The sequence below is a fragment of the Paenibacillus sp. J22R56 genome, from assembly GCF_056269375.1.
In genome coordinates this window covers 309,499-335,800 of record NZ_JBWDNV010000004.1, presented here as the reverse complement: position 1 = coordinate 335,800, position 26,302 = coordinate 309,499, and the positions used below count along the sequence as shown (strand labels likewise).

The 26,302-nt window shown below is 48.4% G+C and carries 23 protein-coding genes; 11 read left to right on the top strand and 12 right to left on the bottom strand.

What is annotated here, in order from left to right; all coding sequences use genetic code 11:
* Positions 1–28: 28 nt before the first annotated feature.
* The 3 genes from AC0YNT_RS12230 (at position 29) to AC0YNT_RS12220 (ending at position 1,213) form a co-directional block, all read left to right on the top strand.
* Entirely contained in the window at positions 29–655 is a 627-nt protein-coding gene (locus AC0YNT_RS12230) for a TVP38/TMEM64 family protein (protein WP_475804806.1), read from the top strand.
* A 95-nt stretch (positions 656–750) separates the two neighbouring features.
* Positions 751–894 (top strand): hypothetical protein, encoded by a 144-nt coding sequence (locus AC0YNT_RS12225; protein ID WP_441893121.1) that lies wholly within the window; start codon positions 751–753, stop codon positions 892–894.
* A gap of 22 nt (positions 895–916) precedes the next feature.
* Positions 917–1,213 carry a transposase gene (locus AC0YNT_RS12220; protein WP_167278457.1) on the top strand — a complete coding sequence of 99 codons (297 nt, stop codon included), beginning with the start codon at positions 917–919 and terminating at the stop codon, positions 1,211–1,213.
* An 833-nt stretch (positions 1,214–2,046) separates the two neighbouring features.
* On the opposite strand, the gene AC0YNT_RS12215 is transcribed toward AC0YNT_RS12220, so the two are convergent.
* Positions 2,047–3,129 carry an FUSC family protein gene (locus AC0YNT_RS12215; protein WP_475804805.1) on the bottom strand — a complete coding sequence of 361 codons (1,083 nt, stop codon included), beginning with the start codon at positions 3,127–3,129 and terminating at the stop codon, positions 2,047–2,049.
* 162 nt (positions 3,130–3,291) lie between these two features.
* Positions 3,292–4,068, bottom strand: coding sequence for a sporulation protein (locus AC0YNT_RS12210; protein WP_475804804.1), 777 nt, complete (start codon positions 4,066–4,068; stop codon positions 3,292–3,294).
* Positions 4,069–4,264: 196 nt separating this feature from the next.
* Between AC0YNT_RS12210 and mscL the strand changes: the two genes are divergently transcribed.
* Complete coding sequence (mscL, locus tag AC0YNT_RS12205; protein ID WP_475804803.1) at positions 4,265–4,771, top strand: large conductance mechanosensitive channel protein MscL; 507 nt, start codon at positions 4,265–4,267, stop codon at positions 4,769–4,771.
* A 27-nt stretch (positions 4,772–4,798) separates the two neighbouring features.
* A complete protein-coding gene (locus AC0YNT_RS12200; RefSeq protein WP_475804802.1) occupies positions 4,799–5,431 on the top strand; it encodes an NUDIX hydrolase in 633 nt (210 codons plus the stop codon).
* A gap of 660 nt (positions 5,432–6,091) precedes the next feature.
* Here AC0YNT_RS12200 and AC0YNT_RS12195 read toward each other — a convergent pair.
* Positions 6,092–6,577 (bottom strand): hypothetical protein, encoded by a 486-nt coding sequence (locus tag AC0YNT_RS12195; protein ID WP_475804801.1) that lies wholly within the window; start codon positions 6,575–6,577, stop codon positions 6,092–6,094.
* A gap of 197 nt (positions 6,578–6,774) precedes the next feature.
* On the opposite strand from AC0YNT_RS12195, the gene AC0YNT_RS12190 reads away from it, so the two are divergent.
* Positions 6,775–7,335 carry a superoxide dismutase family protein gene (locus tag AC0YNT_RS12190; RefSeq protein ID WP_475804800.1) on the top strand — a complete coding sequence of 187 codons (561 nt, stop codon included), beginning with the start codon at positions 6,775–6,777 and terminating at the stop codon, positions 7,333–7,335.
* Between the two features lie 48 nt (positions 7,336–7,383).
* Here the strand turns inward: AC0YNT_RS12190 and AC0YNT_RS12185 are convergent, their stop codons facing one another.
* A complete protein-coding gene (locus AC0YNT_RS12185) occupies positions 7,384–7,647 on the bottom strand; it encodes a phage holin family protein (RefSeq protein ID WP_167278449.1) in 264 nt (87 codons plus the stop codon).
* A 237-nt stretch (positions 7,648–7,884) separates the two neighbouring features.
* Between AC0YNT_RS12185 and AC0YNT_RS12180 the strand changes: the two genes are divergently transcribed.
* Positions 7,885–8,415, top strand: a complete 531-nt coding sequence (locus AC0YNT_RS12180) for a hypothetical protein (RefSeq protein WP_475804799.1) — start codon at positions 7,885–7,887, stop codon at positions 8,413–8,415.
* A 99-nt stretch (positions 8,416–8,514) separates the two neighbouring features.
* Here the strand turns inward: AC0YNT_RS12180 and AC0YNT_RS12175 are convergent, their stop codons facing one another.
* Complete coding sequence (locus AC0YNT_RS12175) at positions 8,515–9,318, bottom strand: serine/threonine protein kinase (RefSeq protein WP_475804798.1); 804 nt, start codon at positions 9,316–9,318, stop codon at positions 8,515–8,517.
* Positions 9,319–9,596: 278 nt separating this feature from the next.
* Here AC0YNT_RS12175 and AC0YNT_RS12170 point away from each other — a divergent pair, with 278 nt between their 5' ends.
* Together AC0YNT_RS12170 and AC0YNT_RS12165 are read left to right on the top strand one after the other, a co-directional pair.
* Positions 9,597–9,797: a hypothetical protein gene (locus AC0YNT_RS12170; RefSeq protein WP_167278446.1), complete on the top strand. Its 201-nt coding sequence runs from the start codon at positions 9,597–9,599 to the stop codon at positions 9,795–9,797.
* Positions 9,798–9,905: 108 nt separating this feature from the next.
* Positions 9,906–10,124 carry a hypothetical protein gene (locus AC0YNT_RS12165; protein WP_167278445.1) on the top strand — a complete coding sequence of 73 codons (219 nt, stop codon included), beginning with the start codon at positions 9,906–9,908 and terminating at the stop codon, positions 10,122–10,124.
* Positions 10,125–10,284: 160 nt separating this feature from the next.
* Here AC0YNT_RS12165 and AC0YNT_RS12160 read toward each other — a convergent pair whose 3' ends face one another.
* The 6 genes from AC0YNT_RS12160 to AC0YNT_RS12135 form a co-directional block, all read right to left on the bottom strand.
* Positions 10,285–11,571: a putative bifunctional diguanylate cyclase/phosphodiesterase gene (locus AC0YNT_RS12160; RefSeq protein WP_475804797.1), complete on the bottom strand. Its 1,287-nt coding sequence runs from the start codon at positions 11,569–11,571 to the stop codon at positions 10,285–10,287.
* Between the two features lie 167 nt (positions 11,572–11,738).
* Complete coding sequence (locus tag AC0YNT_RS12155; RefSeq protein ID WP_475804796.1) at positions 11,739–12,464, bottom strand: response regulator transcription factor; 726 nt, start codon at positions 12,462–12,464, stop codon at positions 11,739–11,741.
* A gap of 104 nt (positions 12,465–12,568) precedes the next feature.
* Positions 12,569–16,402 (bottom strand): response regulator, encoded by a 3,834-nt coding sequence (locus AC0YNT_RS12150; RefSeq protein WP_475804795.1) that lies wholly within the window; start codon positions 16,400–16,402, stop codon positions 12,569–12,571.
* Positions 16,403–17,472: 1,070 nt separating this feature from the next.
* On the bottom strand, positions 17,473–18,462 hold the full coding sequence (mgrA, locus tag AC0YNT_RS12145; protein ID WP_475804794.1) for an L-glyceraldehyde 3-phosphate reductase: 990 nt from the start codon (positions 18,460–18,462) through the stop codon (positions 17,473–17,475).
* A gap of 122 nt (positions 18,463–18,584) precedes the next feature.
* Complete coding sequence (locus tag AC0YNT_RS12140; RefSeq protein WP_475804793.1) at positions 18,585–20,006, bottom strand: HD-GYP domain-containing protein; 1,422 nt, start codon at positions 20,004–20,006, stop codon at positions 18,585–18,587.
* 24 nt (positions 20,007–20,030) lie between these two features.
* Positions 20,031–22,082 (bottom strand): bifunctional diguanylate cyclase/phosphodiesterase, encoded by a 2,052-nt coding sequence (locus AC0YNT_RS12135; RefSeq protein WP_475804792.1) that lies wholly within the window; start codon positions 22,080–22,082, stop codon positions 20,031–20,033.
* A gap of 201 nt (positions 22,083–22,283) precedes the next feature.
* On the opposite strand from AC0YNT_RS12135, the gene AC0YNT_RS12130 reads away from it, so the two are divergent.
* Together AC0YNT_RS12130 and AC0YNT_RS12125 are read left to right on the top strand one after the other, a co-directional pair.
* Positions 22,284–23,447 carry a peptidylprolyl isomerase gene (locus AC0YNT_RS12130; RefSeq protein ID WP_475804791.1) on the top strand — a complete coding sequence of 388 codons (1,164 nt, stop codon included), beginning with the start codon at positions 22,284–22,286 and terminating at the stop codon, positions 23,445–23,447.
* A gap of 84 nt (positions 23,448–23,531) precedes the next feature.
* Positions 23,532–24,401 carry an aldose epimerase family protein gene (locus AC0YNT_RS12125; RefSeq protein ID WP_475804790.1) on the top strand — a complete coding sequence of 290 codons (870 nt, stop codon included), beginning with the start codon at positions 23,532–23,534 and terminating at the stop codon, positions 24,399–24,401.
* A 421-nt stretch (positions 24,402–24,822) separates the two neighbouring features.
* Here AC0YNT_RS12125 and AC0YNT_RS12120 read toward each other — a convergent pair whose 3' ends face one another.
* A complete protein-coding gene (locus AC0YNT_RS12120; RefSeq protein WP_475804789.1) occupies positions 24,823–26,223 on the bottom strand; it encodes a SulP family inorganic anion transporter in 1,401 nt (466 codons plus the stop codon).
* Positions 26,224–26,302: the final 79 nt, after the last annotated feature.

The following is a 26,302-nucleotide window of genomic DNA, read 5'->3' as shown; positions in this document are numbered from 1 at the left end:
TTATTTTCCCGCAAAGGGTGGAGTGGGGTTGTATTCAACAATGTATATGATGGAAAGTATGGAGAAGCTGTATGTCCAGATGAGAAGTCTGGATCTTGAGCATTTGCAGCGGACGCTGGAGAGCTATTCGCAATTCGGGATATTCCCCGGTATATTGCTGCCTCTTCTCGAATCGTTCCTGCCCTTCCTTCCCTTGGTCGTTATTGTCGCAGCAAACGCGAATATATTCGGCTTATGGCTGGGCTTTCTGCTTTCCTGGGTCGGGGTATCCATTGGAGCGATTTGTGTATTTCTAATCAGCCGAAAGCTTGGGAAGAATGTAAAAGCCAAAATTGAGCGGAGATTCCCTAAGACGGAGAGGTTCTTCAAATGGGTAGATCAAAAGGGGTTCACGCCGCTTTTTCTGCTGGCCTGCTTCCCGTTCTCCCCGTCTTCCATTATTAATATTGTCTCTGGGTTCAGTAAGATCCCATTCCGTACGTTTGTCCTTGCGACTGTGCTTGGCAAAGCGGTTATGATTCTAAGCATTTCACTCATCAGCTTCAATATCGGCAGCTTCCGCGAGGAGCCATGGCGCATCTTCGTTACTTGTGCCGTTATTATTATCATGTGGTTCGGCGGCAAGAAGATCGAATCCCGTTATCACGTGAATTAAGCTGTAATTTGTTCCTCTTGCTCCTGCCTGCTCATACAAAGCCTCCTTTCGTGGCAAACTGCTAAAGGATTAATTGCTGAAAGGAGGATGGCAGCATGTCAGGTGAATGGCCGTCCCATAAACAAGTCGAAGCTAGCAAGGCGCAATCATTAGCCGACCGCACTGGTCAAGGTAAGCAGAAGGCTAGCCAAAAACAGTCCGAAGCAGATACAGCCGCAGTGCCGAAGCACGGATTATAAGCTAAGGGAAGGACGAGTGGCCATGAGCGAGCAAGAGCATCAGCATAATGAAATGGATCCAATGTCGGGCGAGCATGTTGAGGTGTCCGGTGTTTATAAAAATGAATTAGGCCGCGTAGAAAAGCTTGAACGCGGAGCCGTATTCCCTGCCGATCCGCAGGCCGGAACGACCGAATGGGAGCTTGTCGAGCTTGACTTCGACAACCACCATGAGGGCCGTACCGATCCTCGATTGATTTCCAAAGATGGCGATCATGATCCGGAAGCTCATATGCAGCATCCTCGGCGCCATAAAGGGAGTAATAAGACGGATTCCTAGTTTATGGTTGGTGTGGGGCGTATGCAGCTGGGGGTCGGGGTGACGGGAATGTAACTCCTTTGACTGCTGTTGTGTACACTTTGCTTGAACAACATTCAAATGTTGCAAAGTGTACACAAAGGCAGACGCTCTTCTTCTTCAGGAGATACACTCCCTCTACCCCTTTTCTAGCTGCACAACACACAAAAATGGCCTCCCTCATTATTTTGAGGGGGCCATTTTTGTGTTCGGCTAGTTGCCAGCCGACCATGTGGGGGCTGCAGCTCGTGGTCAGGGCGCCGGGATTGTACCTCCTTCGACTGCTGTTGCCCATGTAAAAATTGAATGTAATCTCTTATGAGATTTTTCATGGGCAAAGGCAGACGCTCCGCTTCTTCAGGAGATACATTCCCTCTACCCCTCCCCTTAGCTGCACAACACACAAAAATGGCCTCCCTCATTATTGAGGGGGCCATTTTTGTGTTCGGCTAGTTGCCAGCCGACCGTCTAACTGAACGCTTAACGATGTCGCACATCGTTAAGGCATCAACTAACTCATGATTTCGAGCCCTTAACGATGCGGCGCATCGTTAAGCTTGCTCATTACCCTACTTTTCGCCGTCTCACGGCCAATTTCTTATACCTTAACGATGTCGCACATCGTTAAGACAATAACTAACCAATGATTTCGTGTCCTTAAACGATGCGGCGCATCGTTAAGATCATAAGAACCCTAACCCATCAGCACCTGCAAAGTCCGGATCGCCCACGCATTCACACGTTCAACCCACTGTAACACGGTGTTTGCGACTTATTGGCTGCGGCGCCTCAGTCGTCTGCCGCGACAGGTTAGTCTATTCCCTTATCGCAGCAGGCTTCTCTGCTTGGTCTGTGCCTCTGCGTTCTTCTGCTTCGCCTAGACCGGGGGTGCGCTGCGTGTGATCAACGAGCTTCTCCAGCCGGCGCAGATGGTAGGCGTATTCGAACAGCGCGGAGGCGACGAAGATCAGCCGCTTATGCTCATCCGGGTCTTCCCGGATATAGTCCGTGAGGTCGGCAACAAGGCGCGCTTCCCGCTCCTCACCAGGTTCCATAGAGATGTTTGGCTTCATTTTATTCTCGAGCTTCAACACAATGGATTCATGGTACTTCGTCAAATCTTCAATCTGACGGTCGAACCGGACTGCCCAATCCCCGGCCTTTGGTGAGGAGAAATAATGCTCCTCCACTACCTCCAGCAGATCCGAGCCCTTCTGCAGCGCTCTAATCATCTGCTTGGAGACGAGAAGCTGCCGTGCATGACTTCTCTTCGCTCTTGCGAGCACCTTGCGCTCTTCTTCGAACAGATTATAGCTGTCCTCGAGCTTGCGCAGCGTTTTGTGCAGCTTCTCTTTTTCCTTCCGGTATACTTGCTCCTTCATCTCATTCGAAATAGCCGTTCGGAGCAGCAGCGACATCTGGGTGAACGCATGATTCCCCTGCTCGGTGAACTGCCGTCTCGGACGAGGTGGAAACACAAGTACATTAACGACGAATGCTGCCCCCATCCCCGCTAAAACCATCAAAAATCGCTCAAGCGCCAACGTAATCCCCTGACCATGAGCCTCCATAATCGCCACAACGGTTACGAGCGTAACGCCAATGGTCGTCTCCATCTTCAATCTGATACTTACTAAAATAACAAGAATACATACAAGTCCAACAGCAATTGGCGTTTGCCCAAACAGCTTCATAGCAGCCAGCGCCATCACGGCGCCAAGCAGATTGGTCTGAAGCTGATCCAGTACCTGCTGCCACGAGCGATAAATAGACGGCTGAATCGTTAGAATTGCAGCGACCGTTGTAATAAGCGGTGATGCAAATCCAAACAATCCACTTATGTAAATGGCTAAGGCAACGGCCATCCCTGTCTTGAGCACTCGCGCTCCAATCGTCATACCAACTTCCCCTTCATGAACTTCTTTCCCTTTATTATGCCACAAACCTTAAATTAGCCAAGATTTAACCTGCCAAGCTCCCATCACCACGCATAAAAAACATAAAAAAGCCCGAGACGCCCCTCTCGAAGCATCTCGGACCAGCTCAACCTCTCACCCGAACTAAATGGTCCTGGCGATCAGATCAGACAACTGACGGGCAATCCCTGCCGGCCCCGCCTGCAGCTGCTCTTCGGTAAATCTGCAGCGTACGAACGTCTCATCCATATCAAGCGCCTCTGCGAACAGCCCGCCTAGCCCGCGAGCTCTCCGGTCAACCTGGAGCAGCAGCTCAAGCTCACGATCCGAAGAGAAGAACATCACTTCCAGCTCATCCAGCTGGCCGCGGAACTGGCTTGTTGGCACAAACTCAAATTCCTGCACGAACGGCATCCCGCCGCCGTGGCGAGGAGAATATTCGCATTCGGCATTCCGTAGACGGAACCCGAGCAAATCGAGAGCATGAAGCACCGTATTAATACCGCTTGTTGGCAGTACATCAATTCGATCGTTATCTCCTGGATCCACACCTCCGCGTACATCCAGCTCCGTCTTCACCCAGACTGGCGCACGGCCGATGGTAAGTGGCGTTTGATACGGCAGACGGAACGAGAACGGTACCTCTTTTGTCTCCCCAGCCTGCAAAGTGAATGGAGCGCTGACATGGAAACGTCCAATCTCCCCATGCGCTCTAACTTTATGATCATTATTTTCACGGATGTATTCAGTCATGACCGATAATTGTATCGTGTCTATGTTTTGTGCAACGCTGCCTCCTCGAATATTGACTACACCACGAACCTCTTCACCAGGTACATATTGCGACTTCTCCAGAAGTGTATCGAGCTTGGCGGAACCAATTCCAATACTGGCCAATAAACGATTAAACATGTCATCCATCCCTTCATTCGCAAACATAGGATTTATTAAGATTGCCTAAGCCTATTACGGGCGATCAGTGATGGAGGTTGCATTTTTTCAGCAGGTTATTTGGCCCTTCCCAAGTGCAGACTTTCTATCAGCAGCGATATCGTCTAATATAGTAGAGTAGATTTTATAGAGTTAGGCAATAGTAGGAAGCAGGAGGGATTTCTTCATGAAAAAAATTATTCAGGAATTTAAAGAGTTCGCCATTAAAGGGAATGTGATCGATCTCGCAGTTGGTGTCATTATTGGCGGCGCCTTTGGCAAAATCGTCACTTCGCTCGTCAACGATATCATTATGCCTCCCATCGGACGGATGCTCGGAGGCGCGGACTTCAAGGATTTGTTCATTAATCTTGGCTCTGACAAGCCTCTACCGGAAGGCGTTACGATGGATTCCATACATACCTTGGCTGAGGCGACCAAAAACGGCGTAGCCGTTATCGCTTACGGCCAGTTTATTAACGTATTGCTGGATTTCCTTATCGTTGCTTTTTGTATCTTCATGCTTGTAAAAGGAATTAACATCCTGCGCAGAATGAAGCCGGAAGAAGTTGCTGCTCCCGCAGCACCTACCGAGAAGGAATGCCCGTACTGCTTGTCCCAAATTCCGATTAAGGCTACACGCTGCAAGCACTGCACCTCGGTCTTGGAAGAAGGAACAGCAGTCAGCAATTAATTTCATGGCAAAAAGGTGGTTCTCTCCATGGCAGAAGAACGCTTCGATATCTATGATGAACAATTAAATCCGCTTGGCACAGCCAGCCGTTCCGAGACTCATACCCTTGGCTATTGGCATCGTTCCTTCCATTGCTGGCTGACACGCCGCGAAGGGAACCGCCAATACGTGCGGTTCCAATTGCGGCAAGCCGGGAAGGATACCTATCCCGGCTACTACGACATTACGGCAGCCGGCCATCTAACGGCTGGTGAGACCGTGCAGGATGCTGTACGCGAGATCGAAGAAGAGCTTGGCGTAGCTGCACACTTCGAGAATCTGATTCCGCTTGGTGAGGCACGCAAGGAAATGTCAGGTGAAGTAAGAGGCGTGCCCTTCATTGACCGCGAAGTCAGCGACGTTTTTGCGCTTGTGTGCTCTTGGCCGCTTGACGCCTTAAAGCTGCAAGCTGAAGAAGTGGCGGCTGTGTTTGAGGCCGACGTTGAACAGATGATCCGCTTGTTCGAGGGAGAACTGGCGGAACTGATTTGTGAGGGCGTTGAGCTAACGGCTGAAGGTGACCGATCCAAGGTGACGCGAGCCGTCCGAGCTGCTGAATTCGTGCCTCGGGAACCGAGCTACTACGCGTCGATAATGCGGGCATTGCGCGATTGTACGTAACGGACACGCCGCTTGGTAGTTCCGGTTTACTTCTCGTTTTGACCCCCCAGGCATTTTCCCAGTTCGTATACCATTGATCAACCATGCCATGGATGTTGTAGAACTCGGTCTGCCTTGTGCAGAGGTCAAAGTTATCGATCTCCGGGTTGTTATACAATCGCGCAGCGGTGGCATGAATGCAGCCGTGTACCCCGCTTGACTCAAGAAAGCGGCCAAACTCATCAAGCGTAGTAAATGAGCGTGGGTTATACAGAATCCGGTTCAAAGCCTGATGATTCATACAAGGTGCCTGCATAATACCTGCCGGCATCTGCGGCCAGCCTGCAATGGCCCGTCTGTCGTAGCCTACACTATCAAACCAGTTATACACTTTATTAATAAAATAACGGTGGAACCGTAAAAACTGCTCACCGAACCCCGGCGGCGGCATTGTTCCCGGCGTCACATGATGCTGATGATGCCATACTGTATGCTCCTCCATCCATTCACGCGGGAAGTTTGGGATAATCGGCATTGTCATTCGCCTCCAGGCTTGCTTGTTACAAGCGATATCTTACATATCGTATGCATAGGCAGATGAATAAGTGTAGAAGCATAATGAACGCAAAGAAAGGCTGTTCCGTCACACGGAGCAGCCTTTCTTACGTTCATGCCAAAATATTAGAACCAGCAGCAGCCGTTATGGTGCGGACGATCTTGACGATCGCTAATATCATCCACTGCACGTCTAACGCAAATATCGAAGGATACAACTACATCTCTATAAGGACCAAAGGAGCATCTGACACGTACACAATCGGCATTTCTCGTACGGAAGAAATCAACAACGCGGCAGTCGCAGCCAACGATATGTTGGATGGTTCTGGCATCATGGCGACGGATCGCTCTTACAAGCTTTTCAGCAACTTCTTCACTTTTCAGCTTGCCAAATACTTTGCTAAGCTCTTTCCCCGCATCTTGAACACCTTCAACAGCCGGATCTCTGCGCGAATTTCTATGACAGTCATGATCACGATCACGATCACGATTAGAGTCCATTTCTCCCCCAACACGGTCCCCCGCAGTACAACCACAGTTCGAAATACGAACACCTTTTTTCGTTCTACGTTTTACATTTTTAACGTTTACTTTAAATTTAGCAGACATTACTTTCACTCCTCTCGATCGATATGCTTTATACTATTCCGCATTAAGAGAGAACGTATGGACGAGTGGACACCGTTCAAACGCATAAATCTAATAGATATATAGATTTATAGAGTGAAACATTTATGTGGCTAAAATGAATAATCCCTATCCTCATGGTAAAAGCTAACTTGGAAATTACGCCCAAGGAGGATAACATGAACAAACAAATTATGCTCAGCTCGCTTGGCTTCCTGATCGCAAGCTGCGGGTTCGCAAGTATGGCATCAGCCCATGAGGCGCATGGCCACCACACACGTAGTCACGTGATGGAGGCAAAAGCTGCTTTTATCGATACGAAGGGTAATCAGATCGGCAATGTCGTACTGACAGAGGAAAAGGACGGTGTGCACCTGAAAATTGAGGCCAAAGGCCTTACTCCAGGCGTTCACGGCATTCACTTCCATAATGTCGGCAAATGTGAAGCTCCAACGTTCGAAACGGCAGGCTCGCACCTGAATCCGAAGAACAAACAGCATGGCTTCGACAATCCGCAAGGCTTCCATGACGGTGATCTGCCGAACATTACGGTCGGGAAAGACGGCAGCGTTACAGCCGAGATTATCTCGAAAAATGTATCGCTGGACAGCGAAGCGCCAAACTCCCTGCTCCCTGCCGCTGGCACCGCGATTGTCATTCATGAAAAAGCGGATGATTACAAAACCGATCCATCCGGTAACTCCGGCAGCCGTATCGCCTGCGGTGTTATCCAGCATTAGAAATAAGAAAGGCACAGCCGTCCGTCACACGGACAGCTGTGCCTTTCTTTAGTTTCTTTTCGTAAACGTCTGCTTCACCAGCTGGCTTCCATACACAGAAACAGCTCCGCATAATACACCCTGCAGCACACTCTCAACATGAAAACCTAAGATGAAGCAAGTACTGATGATTGCAACCGCCGTAACCGCATACACAATGGTCCAATCCGGTACGAATGGCGTCTGCTTCAGCATATAGCCAATCACCCAGCAGGCTGCCACAACAATCATCAATTTGGGGTCAATGAGATCGATGATATCCTCCCATGTCATACCGCCACTTCCTTCACTCCACACTATGTTCGTGCTATATCCTATGAATCTATGAATCATAATGATAGAGACAAGAGCCGTATTAGCGTAAGAAAAAAGCGCGGCATGGTTCATTATTTTACTTTGGGGTTGAATATACAAAGCACATACTGTTTGTGGTAATATTTGGTCGTAGTGGATAATATTCATTGACTTGCGCTCTATAAAACCAATAACCCCTGAAGGCAGGTATTGTAAATGATTTCGGTAAAGCACATAGTTGAATTATTGGTTATTGGTATTGTCATATTGGCGGTTATAGCCTGTGTTAATTACTCGAAGGATACGTATTATCCCGTTAATAATAAGGTTGTAGCGGCGGACACCAAGCTTAAGGCAAGTGATTTGACGTTAGAAGTACGCGATGCTATAGCGGATGCATATGCCACGCTGAATGATTTATTAGGTTGGGAAAGGAAGATTGATTTTCATAATGGCGCTGACGTAGAGGAATTAAGACGTATAGTTACGAGCATTGAAAATATAGCACGGCTACCCAGTGACACCGCCCTGTACACCGATTTGTATAACGCACGTGACCTTTTGTATATCGGTATAAGGCGCGATGATGAACAGGCCCTACTATATGCGTTCCGTATTATCACTGATTTGGATACTGCGTTTAACGACCACTTTACGTTAAAAGTATGGAACTATTCACTTGCTGGAGCTGGTAACGGTAAGCATGTTGATAAAGTAGAAAGCTATATCCGTAGGGCTACAGATTAGTAACCATCACCCCTCAGCTACATCAGCAAGCCAAATTTAGGATGCGAACTTTCCGAAAAAATGCAAACGGTTCGCACCAGAATTCGACATTTTGCAGCTTCATTCGTTATTTCCCGCGGAATAATTCGCTAATATATACGCAAGCTCCTGCTCGCATTCAGCAGCCGTATGCCACTTACTCTCGAACAATCCTTTTACCCAGCTTTTCACCCTAGGCTGAAGTGACAGCTCTTCTTCCCAGCTCCGTTCCTCTTGGCCGTCTTCCGGTGCATAACCAGTATACATGAGAAACAAGAATATATGGCCAAGCCCATACAAATCACTAGTAGGGTTGGGCAAACGCATACGATATTTAATAGGTCCCCAGCTGTCTGCAAACCCGCTTGGCTCCCCTTCTCGTCTACTTGGATCTTCCTCACCTATTCGGCAGGCTAAGCCTAGATCGATCAGGTGTACCTTATCATCTTTTAACAGCACATTAGGGATTCGTACATCGCGGTGTACATAACCCGCTTCATGGAGATGCCGTAAGGGACGCAGCAAACCAAAAATAAGAAGCAATGCTTCTTGCTCGGTATATGTTCTTCCTAGTAAGAGAATGGCCTGCTCCATGTCCTCGCCTTCAACATAAGCCATCACTAGCGCCTGCTCCCGTCGATGGACAGCCCAGTCCAGCCAAGCCGGTATTTGTGGATGATTGAGCTGCTGAAGAATTTCACTTTCCCGCTTTAGCAATCTCCGCCCAATCTCTCGCTTACTTGGTTTTGCCCGCTTCAGAAGCACGGCAGTTCCATTCTTGAGGTCGGTACAGCGGTAGGTCTGTCCATAGCTTCCCATACCTAGAAACTGCTCAATACGGTATTGCCCAGCCCATACCACACCTGGCCTCAGCGGATAGTCCATCCAATTGTTTTTCCATCGCTTCCACCAGATAGGAATCCCTCCTTGCCTTCACATACGGGAGCAGATCCCCTTTGGTTCCTCATTCCAAACGCGGAATAGACGAAGATGAACGAAACCTGCTTTTTACAAATGCGTATTAAATTATAAGTCTTAAATGTTTCAAATGAGTGAAACAGACTTAATTAAAGGTTAAAGGTACACGCTTACGAAGTACGAATCATCACAGATGGCCTGAACACGGCCACTAGTATGATAATTCATTTTAGGAGGTCATTAACATGATTAGACACTTGTTACAAAAACTCCTCGGTTCCGTTACCGGCAAACATTATAATAAACATGGTCATCAAGGAAACTATGGACATGGACACTACGGCCGCAGCAGCAGTGACTATAAAAAAGGTAACTATTATCCACCTCAACAAGGACATGGTCACGGTCATTACAAGAAAAAATACGGCAGCTACAGCAGCAGCTAATTGTTAAGAAACTGTTAGTAAACTAAACAATAACCTTATGACCATTTTATAAGCGGCTAAAACGTTTCTAGTAAACTGGAAAAAAAGACGAGTGGAGGTGTGAATGGTATGATGAAAATCATTACATTCAAAGACCGTTCGGTTCCCGTTTATTACGTTAACGAACAGGCAGCTTCCGTTGAACAACTTCATCATAAATTGTATGAGATGGAATTGAACTTCGATTTCCGTAAGAAATGGAAACGTATTTCGAAGGTAGAGGTTGTCCGCGATGTTGCGATATTCCAATATAATGACGGAACCAAGCTGTATCTGGAAGTAAGTTAACTCTAACTAAACCTAAACCTAAACCTAAACCTAAACCTAAACCTAACCCTAACCCTATACCCTGACCCTGACCCTGACCCTGACCCTGCAAATACGAAAGCCCTGAATATTCGCCTAAGGCGAGATATTCAGGGCTTTTAGATTTAATCCTCTTAACGGTTTATGCCGTTTGTGGTGATTTGCGGATGATCGACATGTCCAGCAGATCCGGCTGCATCGGAGAACCAAGCAGGAAACCTTGTACAAAATCGCATTCCCACTCACGCAGCAGCTCGTACTGCTCTTCGTATTCAACACCGCCTGCAATTACGTCGATCTCCAGCTTATGCAGGAGCCCAATCATGGCCTCGACGATATGACGCTCCACACTAGGAACATCAATCTGCTTAATGAAGGATTTACTGATCTTCACACTGTTAATCGGCAGCTGCTTTAAGTTAACCAGAGAAGCGTACCCTTCCCCGAAATTGTCCAACGTAATCCTTACGCCTAATGCTCTCAGCTGGCTAAGCACGGATAATGTTTGGTCTGTGAAGTGAAGAATGACGTCTTCCTTCACTTCCAGCTCAAGCGAGGACGGCTCGATCCCGACTTCACTGAGCACATGGGACACCATCTTGCAGAACGCTCCATCCATAAGCTGAACATGAGACACGTTAACCGAAATAACCAGTTCCTTTTGGCGGTACTCCTGCATCCCAGCAAGCATCCGGCACGCCTCCTGCAGTACCCATTCTCCAATCGGTACAATAAGTCCGTTCTGCTCGGCAATTGGGATAAATTCTCCCGGCCAGATCGTACCCAGCTCAGGATGATTCCATCTGATCAGCGCCTCAAAGCCGCGAAGCCGTCCGCTGTCTGTGCGGAAGATTGGTTGGAAGCTCAGATGGAACTGCCGCAAGTAAAGGGCTGGACGAAGGGCTGCGCCAATCTCCAGCCAGCGGTTCATCTGTTTAGTCTCTTCTTCGCTGTAAAAGGTAATCCGATTGCCGCCCTGCTCCCGCGATTTGAAGAGTGCTGTCTCGGCATGACCAAGCAGCCTTTCACTTGTCCGCCCATTTTGCGGAAACAGGCATGTCCCAATACTGGCCGTAAGGTTGAGCTCGGTACCTTCATACTCAATCGGGTACTGCGCTGCATATTTCATCGCTTCTACCGCACCTGCACATTCCGCCTGCGAATAGCCGATCTCTCTAGCCATTAGAAAAGTATCGCCGCTGATTAAAGAGACGAATGCTATATCCGATCCCGCCTGCATTAATCGTCCGCCGATACTCTCCAGTACTTGGTTGCCTGCTTCTAAGCCTTTAGCCTCATTCACACCATAGAAACGATCGATCTGAATCAACGCCACTACAAGCCGCTGGCCTGACGCCCGCGCGCGACTCAAAGCCACCTCCAGCTGAGCATACGCCTCCTGCCGTTCAGGTAAACTGGCCAAATGCACGATTGCTACACCATCCTTTTATCATAACTGTTAATCCTATAGTCCCATATAAGTATTAGAAAAATAGCGGATTGTTCTTTAGAAGTATGTTAGGTATTTGCATGCGGTCGCCGGATAGACACAAAAAAGATCACCTTGCAGCGGAGGTGATCTTCCAGTCGCTTACATTAATCATGATCCTGACCAGAATCCAGGTTATCGGCTGTATACTTGTAGCCAAAGCCCCATACCGTACGAATTAAACGGGGCTCTCTTGGATTTTGTTCTATTTTTTTACGAAGGTTTACGATATGGACGTCAATCGCTCTATCTGTCACAAAAGAATCAAACCCTCGGATCGTATTTATTAATTCTTCTCTGCTGAACACCTTACCCGGGTGGGACAAGAAGAGCTTCATCATCTCAAATTCTGAGAAGGTCGTCTCAATCAGCTTGCCTCTTACAAGGAGCATCCTGCGCTCGGCATCGAGTTGTATCGGTGCAAAGTCCGCTTCCACCACTTCTTCAGCGCTCGCAATTTCAGCGTTACTAAAGTGGGAACGCCTGATCAAAGCCTCTACTCTTGCCGTCATTTCGTGCATGCTGAACGGCTTGCACATATAGTCATCTGCTCCCGCTTTCAGAGCTTGAACGCGTTCGGATACTTCACTCTTCATCGATAAAATCATAATAGGCACATGCGATCGTTCACGAATAGAAGCGCAAACCTCCATACCATCCAGATCGGGAAGCATCAAATCAAGCAGAACGATATCAGGAACAAACTCCTGAACGATCCGCAAACCCTCTTCAGCAGTCCCCGCTTGCATAACCGAATATCCTTCTTCCGATAAGTACATCGACAGCATATCCCTCATCATGACGTCATCTTCAATTACTAAAACTTTATTCACCGGCGCCACCCCCTTAGGGAAAGAAGATTCCTGTCAAAAAATATAAATCTATCTCTACTATACAATACGAATAGAAAGGTTAACAATATAATGTTAGCAAAATGTTAGGAGATATTGTCGAACTGTGAAATCGCTTTATTCCGAAGTCCAGCTATTACTTGCTCTAGTTCCTGCTTCAGTTGTTCTGCAGTTGTCCGCCAATCCTCTTGCTCATCCTCCCGCTTCAAAATCTCATTTAACAACGCTGCTGCCTGTACCACATCATTAGCTGACAAATGGCTCGCTGCTCCCATAAGGGTGTGAATCATTCGTTTAGCCGTCACATACTGGCCATTCTCCAGTTCATGAATAAGCTTATCTGCAAAATCCGCGTAATCCTTCTCGAAATGGTCGAGCATATGCCGCAGAATGGATATTTTGCCGCTTACTCTAGCAAGTGCCGTCTCGATCTGAATACCTGGCAGAATCGGCAGCGGATTGCCTTCCGTACGCCATGATGTATCCTGCAGTACCGGGAACTTCTTCTTAGTTAACAGATTCGTGATAGCCAGATACAGCTGCTCGGAATCAAGAGGTTTGGTTACTACGCCATTCATACCGAGCTGCAGATAATGTTCATGATCCGCGCGAAGGGAGTTGGCCGTTACTGCAATGATAGGCAACTGATCGAATTTCGAATCCGCTCGAATAAGCTTCGTAGCTTCCATGCCATCCATCTCGGGCATATGAATATCCATCAGCAGCAGCTGCCAGTTCTCTTGCTCCAGCTTCTCCAGCACTTCCCGGCCGTTCTCAGCAAGCCCGACCTCGAAGCCCCGCTCCTTCAGCATCTCAATGGCAACCAATTGATTAATATGATTATCCTCTGCAAGCAATATTCGCACTTTGTCCATAGAGTCTGCGGCTGCCGCTGTCTCAAGCGCACCGGTTTCCCAATCATTAAACTTAGCCTGCCTCTGGTCGAGCGTACCGCTTAAAGCGTGGAATAATGCATGCCTAGTCACCGGCTTCGTTAAAATGGCGTAAGGCCGGCCGGAGTCCGGCATTTGCATAAGCTCGTCCCTGCCGAACGAGGTCGTGAGGGCAATCGTCTTCACCCCGGCCGCCGAAGCTTGCTTGTGGAACTCCAGCCAGGTTTCGGCACCGTACATATCGGGCATCTCCATGTCCAGCATAATGAGCTTCGGCATAGTCCCAGCGCCGATCCGGCGCAGCTTCTCCCTTGCGCTTCCCCATGAGGAGAAAGGTACTGGTGTTAAACCAAAGGACTCCGTAAGCTCACTCCAATGGAGCCGCATCTCGTCGCTGTCCTCTACGATCCAGATTGGCTGATCCACCAACTCCTTGCTGATCTGCAATTCCTCTTCTACAGCTGAAGGCAAGACAGGGAACGTTAAAGCGAAGCTGAACCGGCTTCCAATCCCCGGCTCGCTGTCTACCTGCAGCCTGCCGCCCATCATTTTTACCAAAGCATTGGCGATAACAAGACCTAATCCGGTACCTCCATATTTACGGGTCGTAGATCCATCTGCTTGTGTGAACGGGACAAACAGTTTGTCGATCTGCTTCTTGGTCATGCCGATGCCCGTATCCTCGACCGTGAATTGAAGCTTCAGTCCATCTGGTCCCTGCTCTACCATGTTCATGATTAGCTTCACATATCCACGCTCGGTGAACTTAATAGCGTTCATACACAAGTTAAGCAGGATTTGCTCTAAGCGCATCTGGTCACCGAGGAGAGACGACGGCAATTTCTCCGGCACTTCAAAAATAAATTCAAACTGCTCTTTTCCACCCATAAAGATGCAGAGCTGATCCGTCAGACGGCTAAGCAGCTCCTGTGGATGGAAGGCAATCCGTTCTACCTCAACTTTACCCGCTTCAATCTTCGAGAAATCAAGCAGATCGTTAATGATGCGAAGAAGGGATTCGGATGAGATACCAAGCTTGTCCATATAGTCCTTCTGCGAAGCCGACAGCCCTGTGCGGCGCATAAGCTGCGATAGGCCAATAATGCCGTTAAGCGGCGTACGGATCTCGTGGCTGACCATGGCGAGGAAGCTGCTTTTTGCCGCATTCGCCTGTTCGGCTTCCTTTGTTGCACGCATCAGCTCTTCTTGAATGTGCTTCTGCTCAGTAATATCACGGGCAATACAAGAGAAGTAGAATTCACCGGTATTCTCATGAGGATGGGCAACGATAACCAGGGAAACATTGATCTTCTCCCCTGCCTGCGTCAGAAGCTCGGCTTCCCCTTCCCAGTAGCCTGACTTCACGGCAATTCGGGAGCCTTTTATTAAATACACATACATAGAAGACTCTACGTAACTCTTGTAATCTTTGGGCTTGTAGTTTAGCGGCAGGCCAAGCATCCGTTTACCGGCTTTATTAATGTAGATCACACTTCCGTTATGATCGATGGACGCGATCAAATCCTTGGCCGATCCGATGATATCGAGCAGAAGATTGCGGGACTTTTCCACTCTAACCTCTTCCGTAATATTGTAAGCCATGCCAAGAATCCCGGTCAGACGGCCCTGCTGATCCCTCAATCCGTTAGAGAAGTGGCGAACCGGAATTTTGGTTCCATCCTTATGGACAAAGGTCCATTGCCGCTCATAAGAGAACTTCACATGACGGAGCATCTTGAACACTTCCAGCCCCGGCTCTACGTGAACACCCAGCTTCTCAGACAACAGCTCCGCCTCGCGGCGAATTTCATCTGGATCCATGAACAGTAGCGGTGTCGCATGGCCTATCAGTTCCTCCGTCTTGTAACCGATCAGCTTCTCAGCAGCCTGATTCAAGTAAGTAACACGATAATTCTCATCGAGCAAAATAAAAGAGTATTCGTTCTGCGTAATAATCGCTTCAAGACGGCCAAACATATCCTTCAGATGCTCCATCATGCCGTTGACCGATTCAGCCAGCTTGCCAACCTCATCACCCGGTTCCTGTGACAGATGCTCTGCCTCGAACTGGCCGTCGGCTGCTTTCTTCGTGACGATAAGAATCTCTTTTAACCGGTTAATGATCGTGTTGAAATATAACGAGAAAAGAATGACGATAACGATCTCAGACAACGCAATCGTTGCGAACGTCCACCATAATACTTTCGACAAGCCCTTATTCAAGTTTGCTTTCGGAATCTCCAACGCGGCATGCCATGGAGCGGCACTATCTACATCCATATAAAACAAAACATGTTTCTCTTTCCCGCGCATGACCTCCGTTTTGCCGGAAGGCTGGAGCAGCTTATCCAGCTTGAGACCAGACTCTCCGTTAAGAAGACCTGCGCTTAGCTTAACGCCTGCCGCTGTGGAATAAGAGTGGAATAGCACGACTCCCCGCTCGTTGTAAAGCCAGAATTCAGATGAAGGATCTTTATCTACAAAAAAATAAGGCGACATCGTAGACATTGGCATCGAGGCATATACCACGCCACTAACCTTGTTTTCCAGATCATAGACCGGAATAACAATCAGCGATTGTTTCAATTCATCAAAGGACGGCAGGAACAAGTCCGTAATCGTTGAAGTGCCCTTGAGCGCTCCCTGGAAAAAGGCTTGTCCGCTCATATCGACCGGCTCACCATTTGTACGAATGCCCCATCCGTCCTTATCTATGTACCCTATCGCATGATAGGTATAATCGGAGCGGAACAGCTCCTGCCTGAAATATTTCAGCTTATCCGAATCACTCCCGAATCGCACCACATCCGTCCGGCTCATTACAACAACCTCAGCACGCCGGATCTGCAGCCAAGATGCCAAGTAATTGGCACTAACACTCAGACGGCTGGCCGTTCTCTCGGAGGCGGTGTGGACCATTTCTTTCTTAATAGATATGTAATTAATCACTCCCGCGATGCCGAGGGGAATTAAGGTGATTAAGACGATGATCAGCAGGCCCTTGGTCCGCAGCGATAAGTTGTTCACGCGAGTGATCCCTCCTAGTAAATCTACATGTATTATATCGTCAGGAGGGGGCGATATCGATAGACGATTTGCGGGTGCTTATTAGGATCGGTTGGCTCATTGCGGGAATGTATCTCCTTCCGGCTGCTGTTGTGTACACTTTGCTTGAACAATATTCAATGGTGGCAAAGTGTACACAAAGGCAGGCGCTCCGCTCCTCCAGGAGATACATTCCCCTCCAATCGTCCTCGATTCTTTAGGGAAAGGCAAAGAACAAGCCGCCTCCGTGCCTTGGCGGCTTACAGCCGTAAACCTCTCTACTTCTCGCTAGGGTAGCGAGCCTATACTATCTATCACTCAGACCTTTTCAAACCCAATAAAACTCCATTTACTCAACGATCGGCACTGACCATACAGCTCCAGCATCGTTATCTCTTACCTGCCACGTTGCAATAAATCCATCTTCACAGCAATCTACTAACTAACACACCAACTCTGAGCCAACTTCACTAATTAGTGAGGCATTTCGCCATTAAAACAGCTAATCACTTGCTATTACGCCAACAGTGAGTCTAGGTTCACTCTTAGTGAGGGTCGGTGTGAATAGAGTGAGGTTTAGATCACTAATCTAAAACTAGCTAGTTTTGGAGAAGTATTAGTGTAGTTTACATCACTAATTAATGAGGTTGCCTCATTGATGGTAGTTAGGAGCGTAGCCTAGCACATGAAAAAATGAATTGTTAGTAGGTTCAGCATCTGTCGAATGGTTCAGCACCAGTCCCGCCGTGCATGTTGTATTTTGTACAGTATAATTGAGGGGTTTGAGCGTATTTAAGGGCTTATGTTGTATTGCATACAGCATAATACATTCAATCTAGAGAGGTTTGCTGGTTTTGGGATGAATCTACTGTACGAAATACAACGTAGCCTTGAGCGGTTATTATCTTTGACAGCTACGTTGTACAAAGTACAACGTAGCTAAGGGTACTAAAAAAGGCTGCCAAATTAATGGCAGCCTCACTACTGTTTTATAAAAATATCGATGAGAGGAAAGAGGAGATACATCCCTCAACCCGAACGCAGATAGTCCTCTACGCCAGGATGGTCTCGATAGCTTTCAGCTCGTCCTCGGAGAAATCGAGGCGGTTCAGAGCCGCAACGTTGTCGTCGATTTGCTCGACTCGGCTTGCGCCGATCAGGGCTGTGGTTACACGGCCGCCGCGAAGCACCCATGCGAGAGCCATTTGAGCGAGGGATTGGCCGCGGCCTTGAGCGATTTCGTTCAATGCGCGGATTTTGTCCAGCTTCTCCTCTGTAATAGCATTTGTGTTTAGGAAGACGCTAGGTCCGCCTGCACGGGAATCTGCAGGAATACCGTCCAAGTAACGGTTCGTCAGCAAACCGCCAGCCAGCGGAGAGAAGACGATAGAGCCTATACCTTCTTGATCCAGTACATCTTGCAGGCCATTCTCGATCCAACGGTTAAACATCGAGTACGATGGCTGGTGAATCAGACAAGGCGTACCAAGCTCCTTCAAGATTGCAGAAGCTTGAGCTGTCTGCTCTGCACTATAGTTGGACAGACCAACATAAAGAGCTTTGCCCGAACGCACGATATGGTCAAGCGCGGACATTGTTTCTTCAAGCGGTGTTTCTGGATCTGGACGATGGTGGTAGAAAATGTCTACATATTCAAGGTCCATTCGTTTCAAGCTTTGATCAAGGCTGGAGACCAGATATTTGCGGGAGCCCCAGTCGCCGTAAGGACCTTCCCACATGTAGTAACCCGCTTTGGTCGAAATAATCATTTCATCGCGGTAAGCAGCCATGTCCTGCTTCAGTACTCTCCCGAAAGTCTCCTCTGCGGAGCCAGCAGGTGGACCATAGTTGTTCGCCAAATCGAAATGAGTAATACCAAGGTCAAAAGCGCGGTGGATCATTGCACGTCCGTTCTCCAGACGGTCAGTCCCGCCAAAGTTGTGCCATAAGCCAAGCGATACAGCCGGCAGTCGAAGTCCGCTTTTACCAACGCGGAAATATTTCATACCTTCATAACGAGATTTGTCTGCTAAGTATGTCATTTGTGTAATTCCTTCCTTTCTATGAAGAAGAATTTCTACTTCTATGTAACAACCCCTCTATCATACACCCGTCACCCACGGAAATAAACCCGGGCTATGCGGCCTATTCTTCCCTACTCCGATCAACTGGCCGAAGCCTTAAAGGCCCAGCCCTTCTCACCCGCAATGCGCACCAGTGCATCCACACATAACGGATCAAAATGTTTCCCCCGCTCCTTGCAGATAATCCCCATAGCTTCCTCATGGGACAAGGCAGCGCGATAGGAACGGGACGAGGTCAATGCGTCGTAGACATCCACTACGGCCGTTACTCTGGCAAGGAGCGGAATATTTTCTCCACTCAGCGCATCAGGGTAACCGCTTCCATCCCAACGTTCATGATGAGACCGGATAACAGTCAGCTCCTCCGGCATAAAGCCTAGACGGCGGCAAAGGTCAAACCCTGTAACCGGATGCTTTTCGATGACCTGACGCTCTTCCGGAGTAAGTTTGCCTGGTTTGTTCAGAATCTGATCAGGAATGCTGATCTTGCCGATGTCATGCACAACACCTCCCTGCGCAATAGCACGCAGCTGGTCACTGCTCAGCCCAAGCTCTTCCCCTAGCTGAATGGCATATAGCGCCACGCGATAATTGTGTCCTGCCGTATAAGCATCACGTGTTTCGGTTGTGCGAATCAGCTCCCGTACCGCAGGCGACATATAGCCGTGAATCCATTCTTTCGGGTTGTTCTGGAACAGCTGCTTAAGTGAATTCGTGTAGGAACCTGAACTTTGGTACTGCCGGTAAATCCCGACGATCATCGCGACAATAGAGGCAAGCAGCAATAAATGATAGATCCACCAGCTCATCATCCACATCCTGCCTGTTACATTAATAATCTGTGCTGCGATCATCCAGCCGGAGCTGTATACGATCGCAAGCTGCAGCGGAAACCTCGTAGACATATAGGTCTCCAAATATCGGTACATTGTCCATAGATTTAATCCTGTAATCAGCAAGGTAACGGACCATCTCGCCACCGGTTCCTGCTTTAGCTGAAGCCACGGCATCTGGTCGGAGAACAGCCAAAGAGCAGCACAGACAGCGCCAAGTGATAAGGTCCAAATCGGCAGCAGCCAGCGTTGATGCGCAGAGAGCCAGCTAATTATCCTGCGGTCCGACGACATGGATGACATCCAGAGCCACAGTACGGCCAGCAATATACTCAACTGAGCAGCCTTACTCGGCACAGAGGACAAATGATACATATGCATACCATCCATCGGAGTGGATAACCCATGGACAATAAACAAGGCCGCTAACGAAACAAAGGATAACGATAAAAAGCTGATTTTCAAATTACGAAGCCTGATAGCGGCAACACCGATAGCTACTGCAAGAGCAAATGCCGCACCAGAAACTATGCTGACAACATAAAAGTGAAAGCTTGGCGAATTAAGCTGATAATCCCATGACGAATGGGCGTTAAGTATACAAAAAATGAGAAGTGGGACTGCCATCGATAGAATGAGATACAAATAGGTTTTCGCCTGTTTTTGCAAATCCTACGCCCTCCTTGGCCTACGTTATCCGATCATGCTCTGCGACGTTTGAGGATGACTAACGAACATCGACTGCTGTAACCAAAGATCCAGATCAGCACGCGCCATCGGCTTGCTGAAGTAAAACCCCTGCATCATACTGCACCCAGCGGACTGAAGGAAAGCAATTTGCTGTTCGTTCTCTACCCCTTCGGCGATTACATCCAGATTAAGCTGTTTGGCCAGCATAATAATGGTATGGACAATAGCGCGTTTGGAAGGCGACTCACTTTGCTGCATGTATAGCTTGTCTATTTTTAACGTTTGGAACGGGATAAGATCAAGCGAACCTAAGGAGGAATAACCTGCACCAAAGTCATCCATAGAGATAAGCACGCCTCTCTCCCGGAGCGGCATCAATTGTTCAACAACGTCCTCCACGTTATGCATCACGATAGTCTCTGTGATTTCGAGCTCCAGCAGCTTCGCATCAAGACCGGAATGGAGCAGCGCAGAAAGGACCATATCCTCGAGGTTTTTGCTGTCAAAAACACTAACAGACATATTAACCGATACACTTAGCGGCACCTCTCTGCCTTCGTTCCATTCAAAGCAGTCCCGGCAGGCTTGTCCTAGCACCCAGCGAGTGATTGGCACAATTAGTCCAGTCTCCTCAGCGATTGGGATAAACTCTTCAGGCGATACACGGCCAAAGCCAGGATGATTCCAGCGCAGCAAGGCTTCCACACCGATTGGGCGGTTGGATGATGCATCCCATTTCGGCTGATAGTGGACCACAAATTGATCCTTCGCCAGCGCCATTCTCAGATCCTTCTCCAGCTCCATACGACGCAGAAGCCCCCGCTCCATCTCCTTATTGTAAAGGCAGTATTGATTTTTGCCCCGGTGTTTGGCTTGATACATCGCCGTATCCGCAGCAATCAAGAGCGACGAACGCTCCTGCCCATGCTCTGGCGACATACTAATTCCGATACTTCCGGTAATGTAGAGCTCATTGCCGTCAAGCAGATAAGGCTTTCGTATATCTTCCAAGATATTTGTTGCAAGCTGCTCCACTTCAGACTGATCCATTCCTTTGGTCATGAGCAGGAATTCATCCCCGCCAAGTCGGAAGGTTTGTGCCCCTTCATTCTCATGAGTCCGCAGCCTCTTGGAAACGGCTTGAACAAGCAAATCGCCGACATCATGACCAAGCGTATCATTAATAATCTTGAACTGATCCAGATCGAGGAACAACAAACCATAAGAACGGGCATTGTCCAGCCTGCTGTCAAAATAACGGTTCATCGCATGACGGTTCGCGAGACCCGTCAACGGATCACTGTAAGCCATCCGTTCCAGCACCGTACGATCAAGATAGATCGCAATCCAGGTAACGAGCATAATAAGCAAAGTAACCAAGGTTACACTTATTAGAAGAAACAGATTAATGGGGATGTCACCTGTGATAGCATTTGCCGCTATGTCACCACACCAGAACGATGCAGCCCCCATACCCGTGTAATGCATACCGCATACGGCAAGGCCCATTAACGCGGCAGCTGCCCATTTGGACCATGCCGCTTTGCTGCCATCCCGGAAATTAATAAAGAAGTAAAGCGCTGCACAAGACGTAATCACAGCAATCGCTGAGGATAATATCCACATATATGGGTTATATTGTATAGACATTGTTGGAGCATGCATCGAAGCCATACCTGTATAATGCATAGCGACGATTCCGGCACCCATCACAAAGCCTCCACAGAGGAGTTTAAGGCGGTTAATTTCTTTTGCCAGCGTTAAATAGAAGGCGACATAGGAAGCACCTATGCTTGCCATGATCGATAAAAGCGTAATAGGAACGTCGTATGTAATCGGGATGCCGATATGAAAGGCCATCATTCCTATGAAATGCATGGTCCATACGCCGCTGCCCATAACAAAGGCTCCAGCAAGCGTCCAGCCCAGCTGCACCTTCCCCTTGGAGTGGGATATTTTATACACTAGATTCAAGGCAGAGTACGAAACGAATAAAGCGATGATGAAAGAGAGAAGTATAACCCAACCGTTATATTCTCCGTGTAATGTGACCAAACGTTCCCCACCTCTCGTCACTAGTTCTCTAGTCGCGCATCTGTGACTAAAGTCTAATATTGTATACATATACCATTATACGAAAAGCGGCCGAATGCAACATATTTTTATTTTGAATTAAGGTTTTTCCCGAATTGTTTTGTTATAGTAGGTGAAGATTGTAAAAATAGTGCGTTTTTGTCGAAGGGAGTTTTATTGAAAATGGAAAACAAAGACTCGCAGCACAAAAGAGAAGATGAAGAACGGGACACGGCTGCTGAGAAAGAAGTACAGTACGCGTATGAGAATGACAACAATGATGAAATCGTAGAAGCAGCAGAGGAAAATGAGGTTGAAGAGAAAGAGCAACAGCAAGCTCCAACTTCCCAAACTCCTGCCTCGGCAGCAGGCGGCCGCAGCGGCGGTAAAGCTTGGATCGCGGTTTCGGCGATTTTGGCCATCGTGCTTATTATCGTATTGATTAAACCACCTTTCGGAGGCGGCACAGAAGCGGTTGCTACCGTTAACGGTGTTAAAATTTCGAAGGACAAGCTGTATGATTCCTTAGTGAAGCAAGGCGGCACATCTACGCTGGATAACATGATCACGCAAGAGCTGATCGACCAAGCAGCAGAAGATGCCAACGTAACGATTACTGAAGCAGATATCGATAAAGAAATCGCGAACCTGAAAAAATCGTTTGGTTCCGAAGATGAGTTCCAACAAACACTGGCACAATACGGTATGACTGAAGACAGCTTGCGTGAAGATGCAGGTACTCAAGTGACAATCCGTAAAATTCTTGAGCCGCAAGTTAAGGTAACAGATGACGAGATCAAAACGTACTTCGATCAAAATAAAGCGTCCATGGCGACTCCTGCACAAATCCGTGCTTCGCATATCCTCGTAGCTACGAAGGAAGAAGCTGAAGCTATTCTGAAAGATCTGAAAGGCGGCGCTGATTTCGCAACGCTGGCTAAAGAGAAATCCACGGACACAGGCACGAAAGACAACGGCGGCGACCTCAACTTCTTCGCTAAAGGCACAATGGAAGCTGCATTCGAAGATGCGGCATTTGCCCTTAAAGTTGGCGAGCTGAGCGGCGTTGTACAAACAAGCTACGGTTACCACATCATCAAGAAAACCGATGAGAAAGCAGCTGTAACTCCTACGCTTGAAGACAAAAAAGAAGACATCAAATACCAACTGGTTACGCAAAAAGTAAGCGAGCTGTCCTCGAAATGGCTGGCTGACCTGAAAGCAAAAGCGAAAATCACGAACAAGCTGGATCCAGCTGCTGCAGCTGATGCATCGGCTTCCCCTGAAGCAAGCACGGATGCAGGAACAAATGCTGAAGCTAGCCCTGCTGCTGACGCAACGAAGTAAGACGAAAGGCTGTCCTTCACGGGACAGCCTTTTCTTTATTTTGTGGTATGATGGAATCAGAAAATAACTATTTAGGAGGGCCTTATGAGCCAGTTTCAAGTCAACAGCTATACAGATACATATAAGATTTATGAACTAATCGAGGAGAGCACTTCTTCACGTATTCGTGTATGTCCGGAGCGCGGCGGTATTGTTATCGGCTGTCAGCTTAACGGACTCGAAGTCTTTTACCTGGATAAAGCAACGTTCGAGCATCCAACGGCTAATATCCGCGGCGGCAATCCGATCCTGTTCCCAATCTGCGGGCAGCTCGACAATCGTACGTATATTTGGGACGGCAAGTCTTATGACATGGCCAACCACGGCGTAGCACGTACTTCCGTATGGGAAGTAGCGGGAACAAATACAGATGGCGAAGCGTCCATCACGATTGTACTGAAAAGCAGTGAAGCGACAAAAGACAGCTATCCGTTTGATTTTGAATTAATCTTTACTTATGCGTTGGTGAACGGCGAGCTTCATATCCGCCAGCAATACCGCAACCTGACCGATGTTGCATCGATGCCGTTCTATGCGGGCTTCCATCCTTATTTCTTAACGGATTCGAAGCGTCTTGCTTATGAGACGGATGCGACTCGCTACCTGGATTATAACGATATGGTCGAAAAACCATTCACCGGCGAGCTCGATTTGGACGGTATGGTGGAGTCGGTGACGCTGCTTGATCCCGTGAAACGTGAGATCACGTTCCCGGTTATCGAAGGCGCTCGTGTTCGTATGACGTATGATGATGTTTTCAAATACGTTGTCCTCTGGTCCGTGCAGGACAAGCCATTTGTCTGCGTCGAGCCTTGGATGGCAATGACTGGCGAGTTGAACCGCCAAGAAGAGCTCTATATGCTCGAATCCGGCGGCACACTAAACGCGAATCTGATCATTAGCTGCGAACGTTAATTTGGGGAGGCCATCCTGAGGGATGGCCTTTTTTTGATGCGGGCGTTCGGCAGGTGCTTAATGATACCCAATGATACTCATGCATGAGTTACTACCTCCACATCACAACTCACGCTCAACATGTTGGATTTCATCCAGTATATTCTCGCCTTCTGAGCTTCCTCGGCCCCTATGTTGGATTTCGTCCAACGTAATCGGCCCACTAGCATGGTTACTGGGCTTTGGGAGCTCATTTTGCTGTATGAAATCCAAGATAGACGGGCATGTGACGACTAACTTGCTATTACGTTGGATGAAATCCAACGTGCCCCGTATCGTTAGCGACACCTGATCGAACTAAGCTAGGCTTGCTCCCCACGACCATAAGCTCAACAACAAAAGCCTCCCGTGAGGGAGGCTTTTGTTCATCCTGCATATACGTTTACACGCCAGCAACGGTAACTTGTTTACCGTTCTTTTGCAAACGTTCGACTGTCTTGCGGACAGCGAGACTAGCGGTATGATCCCATACTTTCGTGCCCGTTAGGTCAATGTGGACCTGGTCGGCGGCACAGTCATGCTCGATCCGCTCCTCCAGCTCGGAGGCAGATGCGAAGAACAGCTGTCCTTGCACACGGTACGTTCTTGTTGAGCCTTCCCACTCGCTGTGAATATGCACGTTGGAGGCTTTGACCGCGAACCAAATAATGCTCACAAGTACACCTGCCAGTACACCAATCGCGAGGTCATGCGTCAACAGTACGGCACCAACCGTCACGACCATGACTCCCGTCTCGCCCATCGGCAAACGGTTCATGCGGAATACGGAGTTCCAATCGAAGATCGCGATACACACCATCAGCATGATCCCCACCAGCGCAGCCATTGGTACCAGCGACAGCAAGTCGCCAAGCAGCACAACAAGCAGAAGCAGGAACAGTGCAGCGACTAGGGTGGACAAACGGTTTTTCCCGCCCATTTTCACATTAAGAACCGACTCCGCAACAAGCGCACAGCCCGCCATCCCGCCGAAAAATCCAGCTACGATATTGGCGATCCCCTGCCCTCTCATCTCGCGGTTCTTATCCGTCTTCTCGCCCGTCATCTCGTCGAGCAGGTTATGTGTCAGCATCGTCTCGGTATAACCAACAACGGCAAGCGACAAGGAGTAAGGGAGAATAATCCACAGCGTATCCCAGCTAAACGGGATATCCGGCAGCAAGAAGGATGGCAACGATGCATCAATCTCAGCAATATCGCCGATCCGTGTCACATCCCCCATACCAAATGCCCATACCGCCAGCGTCAGCACAACTACTGCAATGAGCGGCGAAGGAATCGCCTTAAAGAACCGCGGTACCAGATAAATGATACCTAGAGTGACGGCAACAAGCGCGTACATCACCCAAGACTCGCCTTTGAAATAACGCAGCTGCGATAAGAAAATCATGATCGCGAGCGCATTAATAAAGCCGGTCAGCACACCCGAAGGTACGAATCGCATCAGCTTACCAAGCTTGAAGACGCCCATGAAATATTGGATTACACCCGTCAGCACCGTCGCTGCGAATAGATACTCGATCCCATTCTCCTTCACCAGCGTCAGCATAAGTACAGCCATCGAACCCGCTGCTGCCGAGATCATCCCCGGTCTGCCGCCTAAGAACGTAATCACTAGCAGAATACAAATCGAAGCATAAATGCCTACGACCGGCGGAACCCCAGCCATAAAGGAGAATGCAAGCGAGTCCGGTACAAGTGCCAGCGTTGCTGTTATGCCGGCCAGTACGTTCACACTTACGTTACTCGTCCACTGCTCCCGCCAAGAAGTTTTAATGCTCATGTTTCACCTCAAATAATCTATGATAACGTCCGATCAGGCTCTCCCGATCCGGTACCTCATCTTCACCCTAAATCATTGC

Excerpts from the sequence above, each read along its gene's own strand:
- AC0YNT_RS12225 (WP_441893121.1), top strand. The coding sequence starts at position 751 with ATGTCAGGTGAATGGCCGTCCCATAAACAAGTCGAAGCTAGCAAGGCG.
- AC0YNT_RS12220 (WP_167278457.1), top strand. The coding sequence starts at position 917 with ATGAGCGAGCAAGAGCATCAGCATAATGAAATGGATCCAATGTCGGGC.
- AC0YNT_RS12215 (WP_475804805.1), bottom strand. The coding sequence starts at position 3,129 with ATGACGATTGGAGCGCGAGTGCTCAAGACAGGGATGGCCGTTGCCTTA.
- AC0YNT_RS12210 (WP_475804804.1), bottom strand. The coding sequence starts at position 4,068 with ATGGATGACATGTTTAATCGTTTATTGGCCAGTATTGGAATTGGTTCC.
- mscL (WP_475804803.1), top strand. The coding sequence starts at position 4,265 with ATGAAAAAAATTATTCAGGAATTTAAAGAGTTCGCCATTAAAGGGAAT.
- AC0YNT_RS12200 (WP_475804802.1), top strand. The coding sequence starts at position 4,799 with ATGGCAGAAGAACGCTTCGATATCTATGATGAACAATTAAATCCGCTT.
- AC0YNT_RS12195 (WP_475804801.1), bottom strand. The coding sequence starts at position 6,577 with ATGTCTGCTAAATTTAAAGTAAACGTTAAAAATGTAAAACGTAGAACG.
- AC0YNT_RS12190 (WP_475804800.1), top strand. The coding sequence starts at position 6,775 with ATGAACAAACAAATTATGCTCAGCTCGCTTGGCTTCCTGATCGCAAGC.
- AC0YNT_RS12185 (WP_167278449.1), bottom strand. The coding sequence starts at position 7,647 with ATGACATGGGAGGATATCATCGATCTCATTGACCCCAAATTGATGATT.
- AC0YNT_RS12180 (WP_475804799.1), top strand. The coding sequence starts at position 7,885 with ATGATTTCGGTAAAGCACATAGTTGAATTATTGGTTATTGGTATTGTC.
- AC0YNT_RS12175 (WP_475804798.1), bottom strand. The coding sequence starts at position 9,318 with ATGGACTATCCGCTGAGGCCAGGTGTGGTATGGGCTGGGCAATACCGT.
- AC0YNT_RS12170 (WP_167278446.1), top strand. The coding sequence starts at position 9,597 with ATGATTAGACACTTGTTACAAAAACTCCTCGGTTCCGTTACCGGCAAA.
- AC0YNT_RS12165 (WP_167278445.1), top strand. The coding sequence starts at position 9,906 with ATGATGAAAATCATTACATTCAAAGACCGTTCGGTTCCCGTTTATTAC.
- mgrA (WP_475804794.1), bottom strand. The coding sequence starts at position 18,462 with ATGACATACTTAGCAGACAAATCTCGTTATGAAGGTATGAAATATTTC.
- AC0YNT_RS12130 (WP_475804791.1), top strand. The coding sequence starts at position 22,284 with ATGGAAAACAAAGACTCGCAGCACAAAAGAGAAGATGAAGAACGGGAC.
- AC0YNT_RS12125 (WP_475804790.1), top strand. The coding sequence starts at position 23,532 with ATGAGCCAGTTTCAAGTCAACAGCTATACAGATACATATAAGATTTAT.
- AC0YNT_RS12120 (WP_475804789.1), bottom strand. The coding sequence starts at position 26,223 with ATGAGCATTAAAACTTCTTGGCGGGAGCAGTGGACGAGTAACGTAAGT.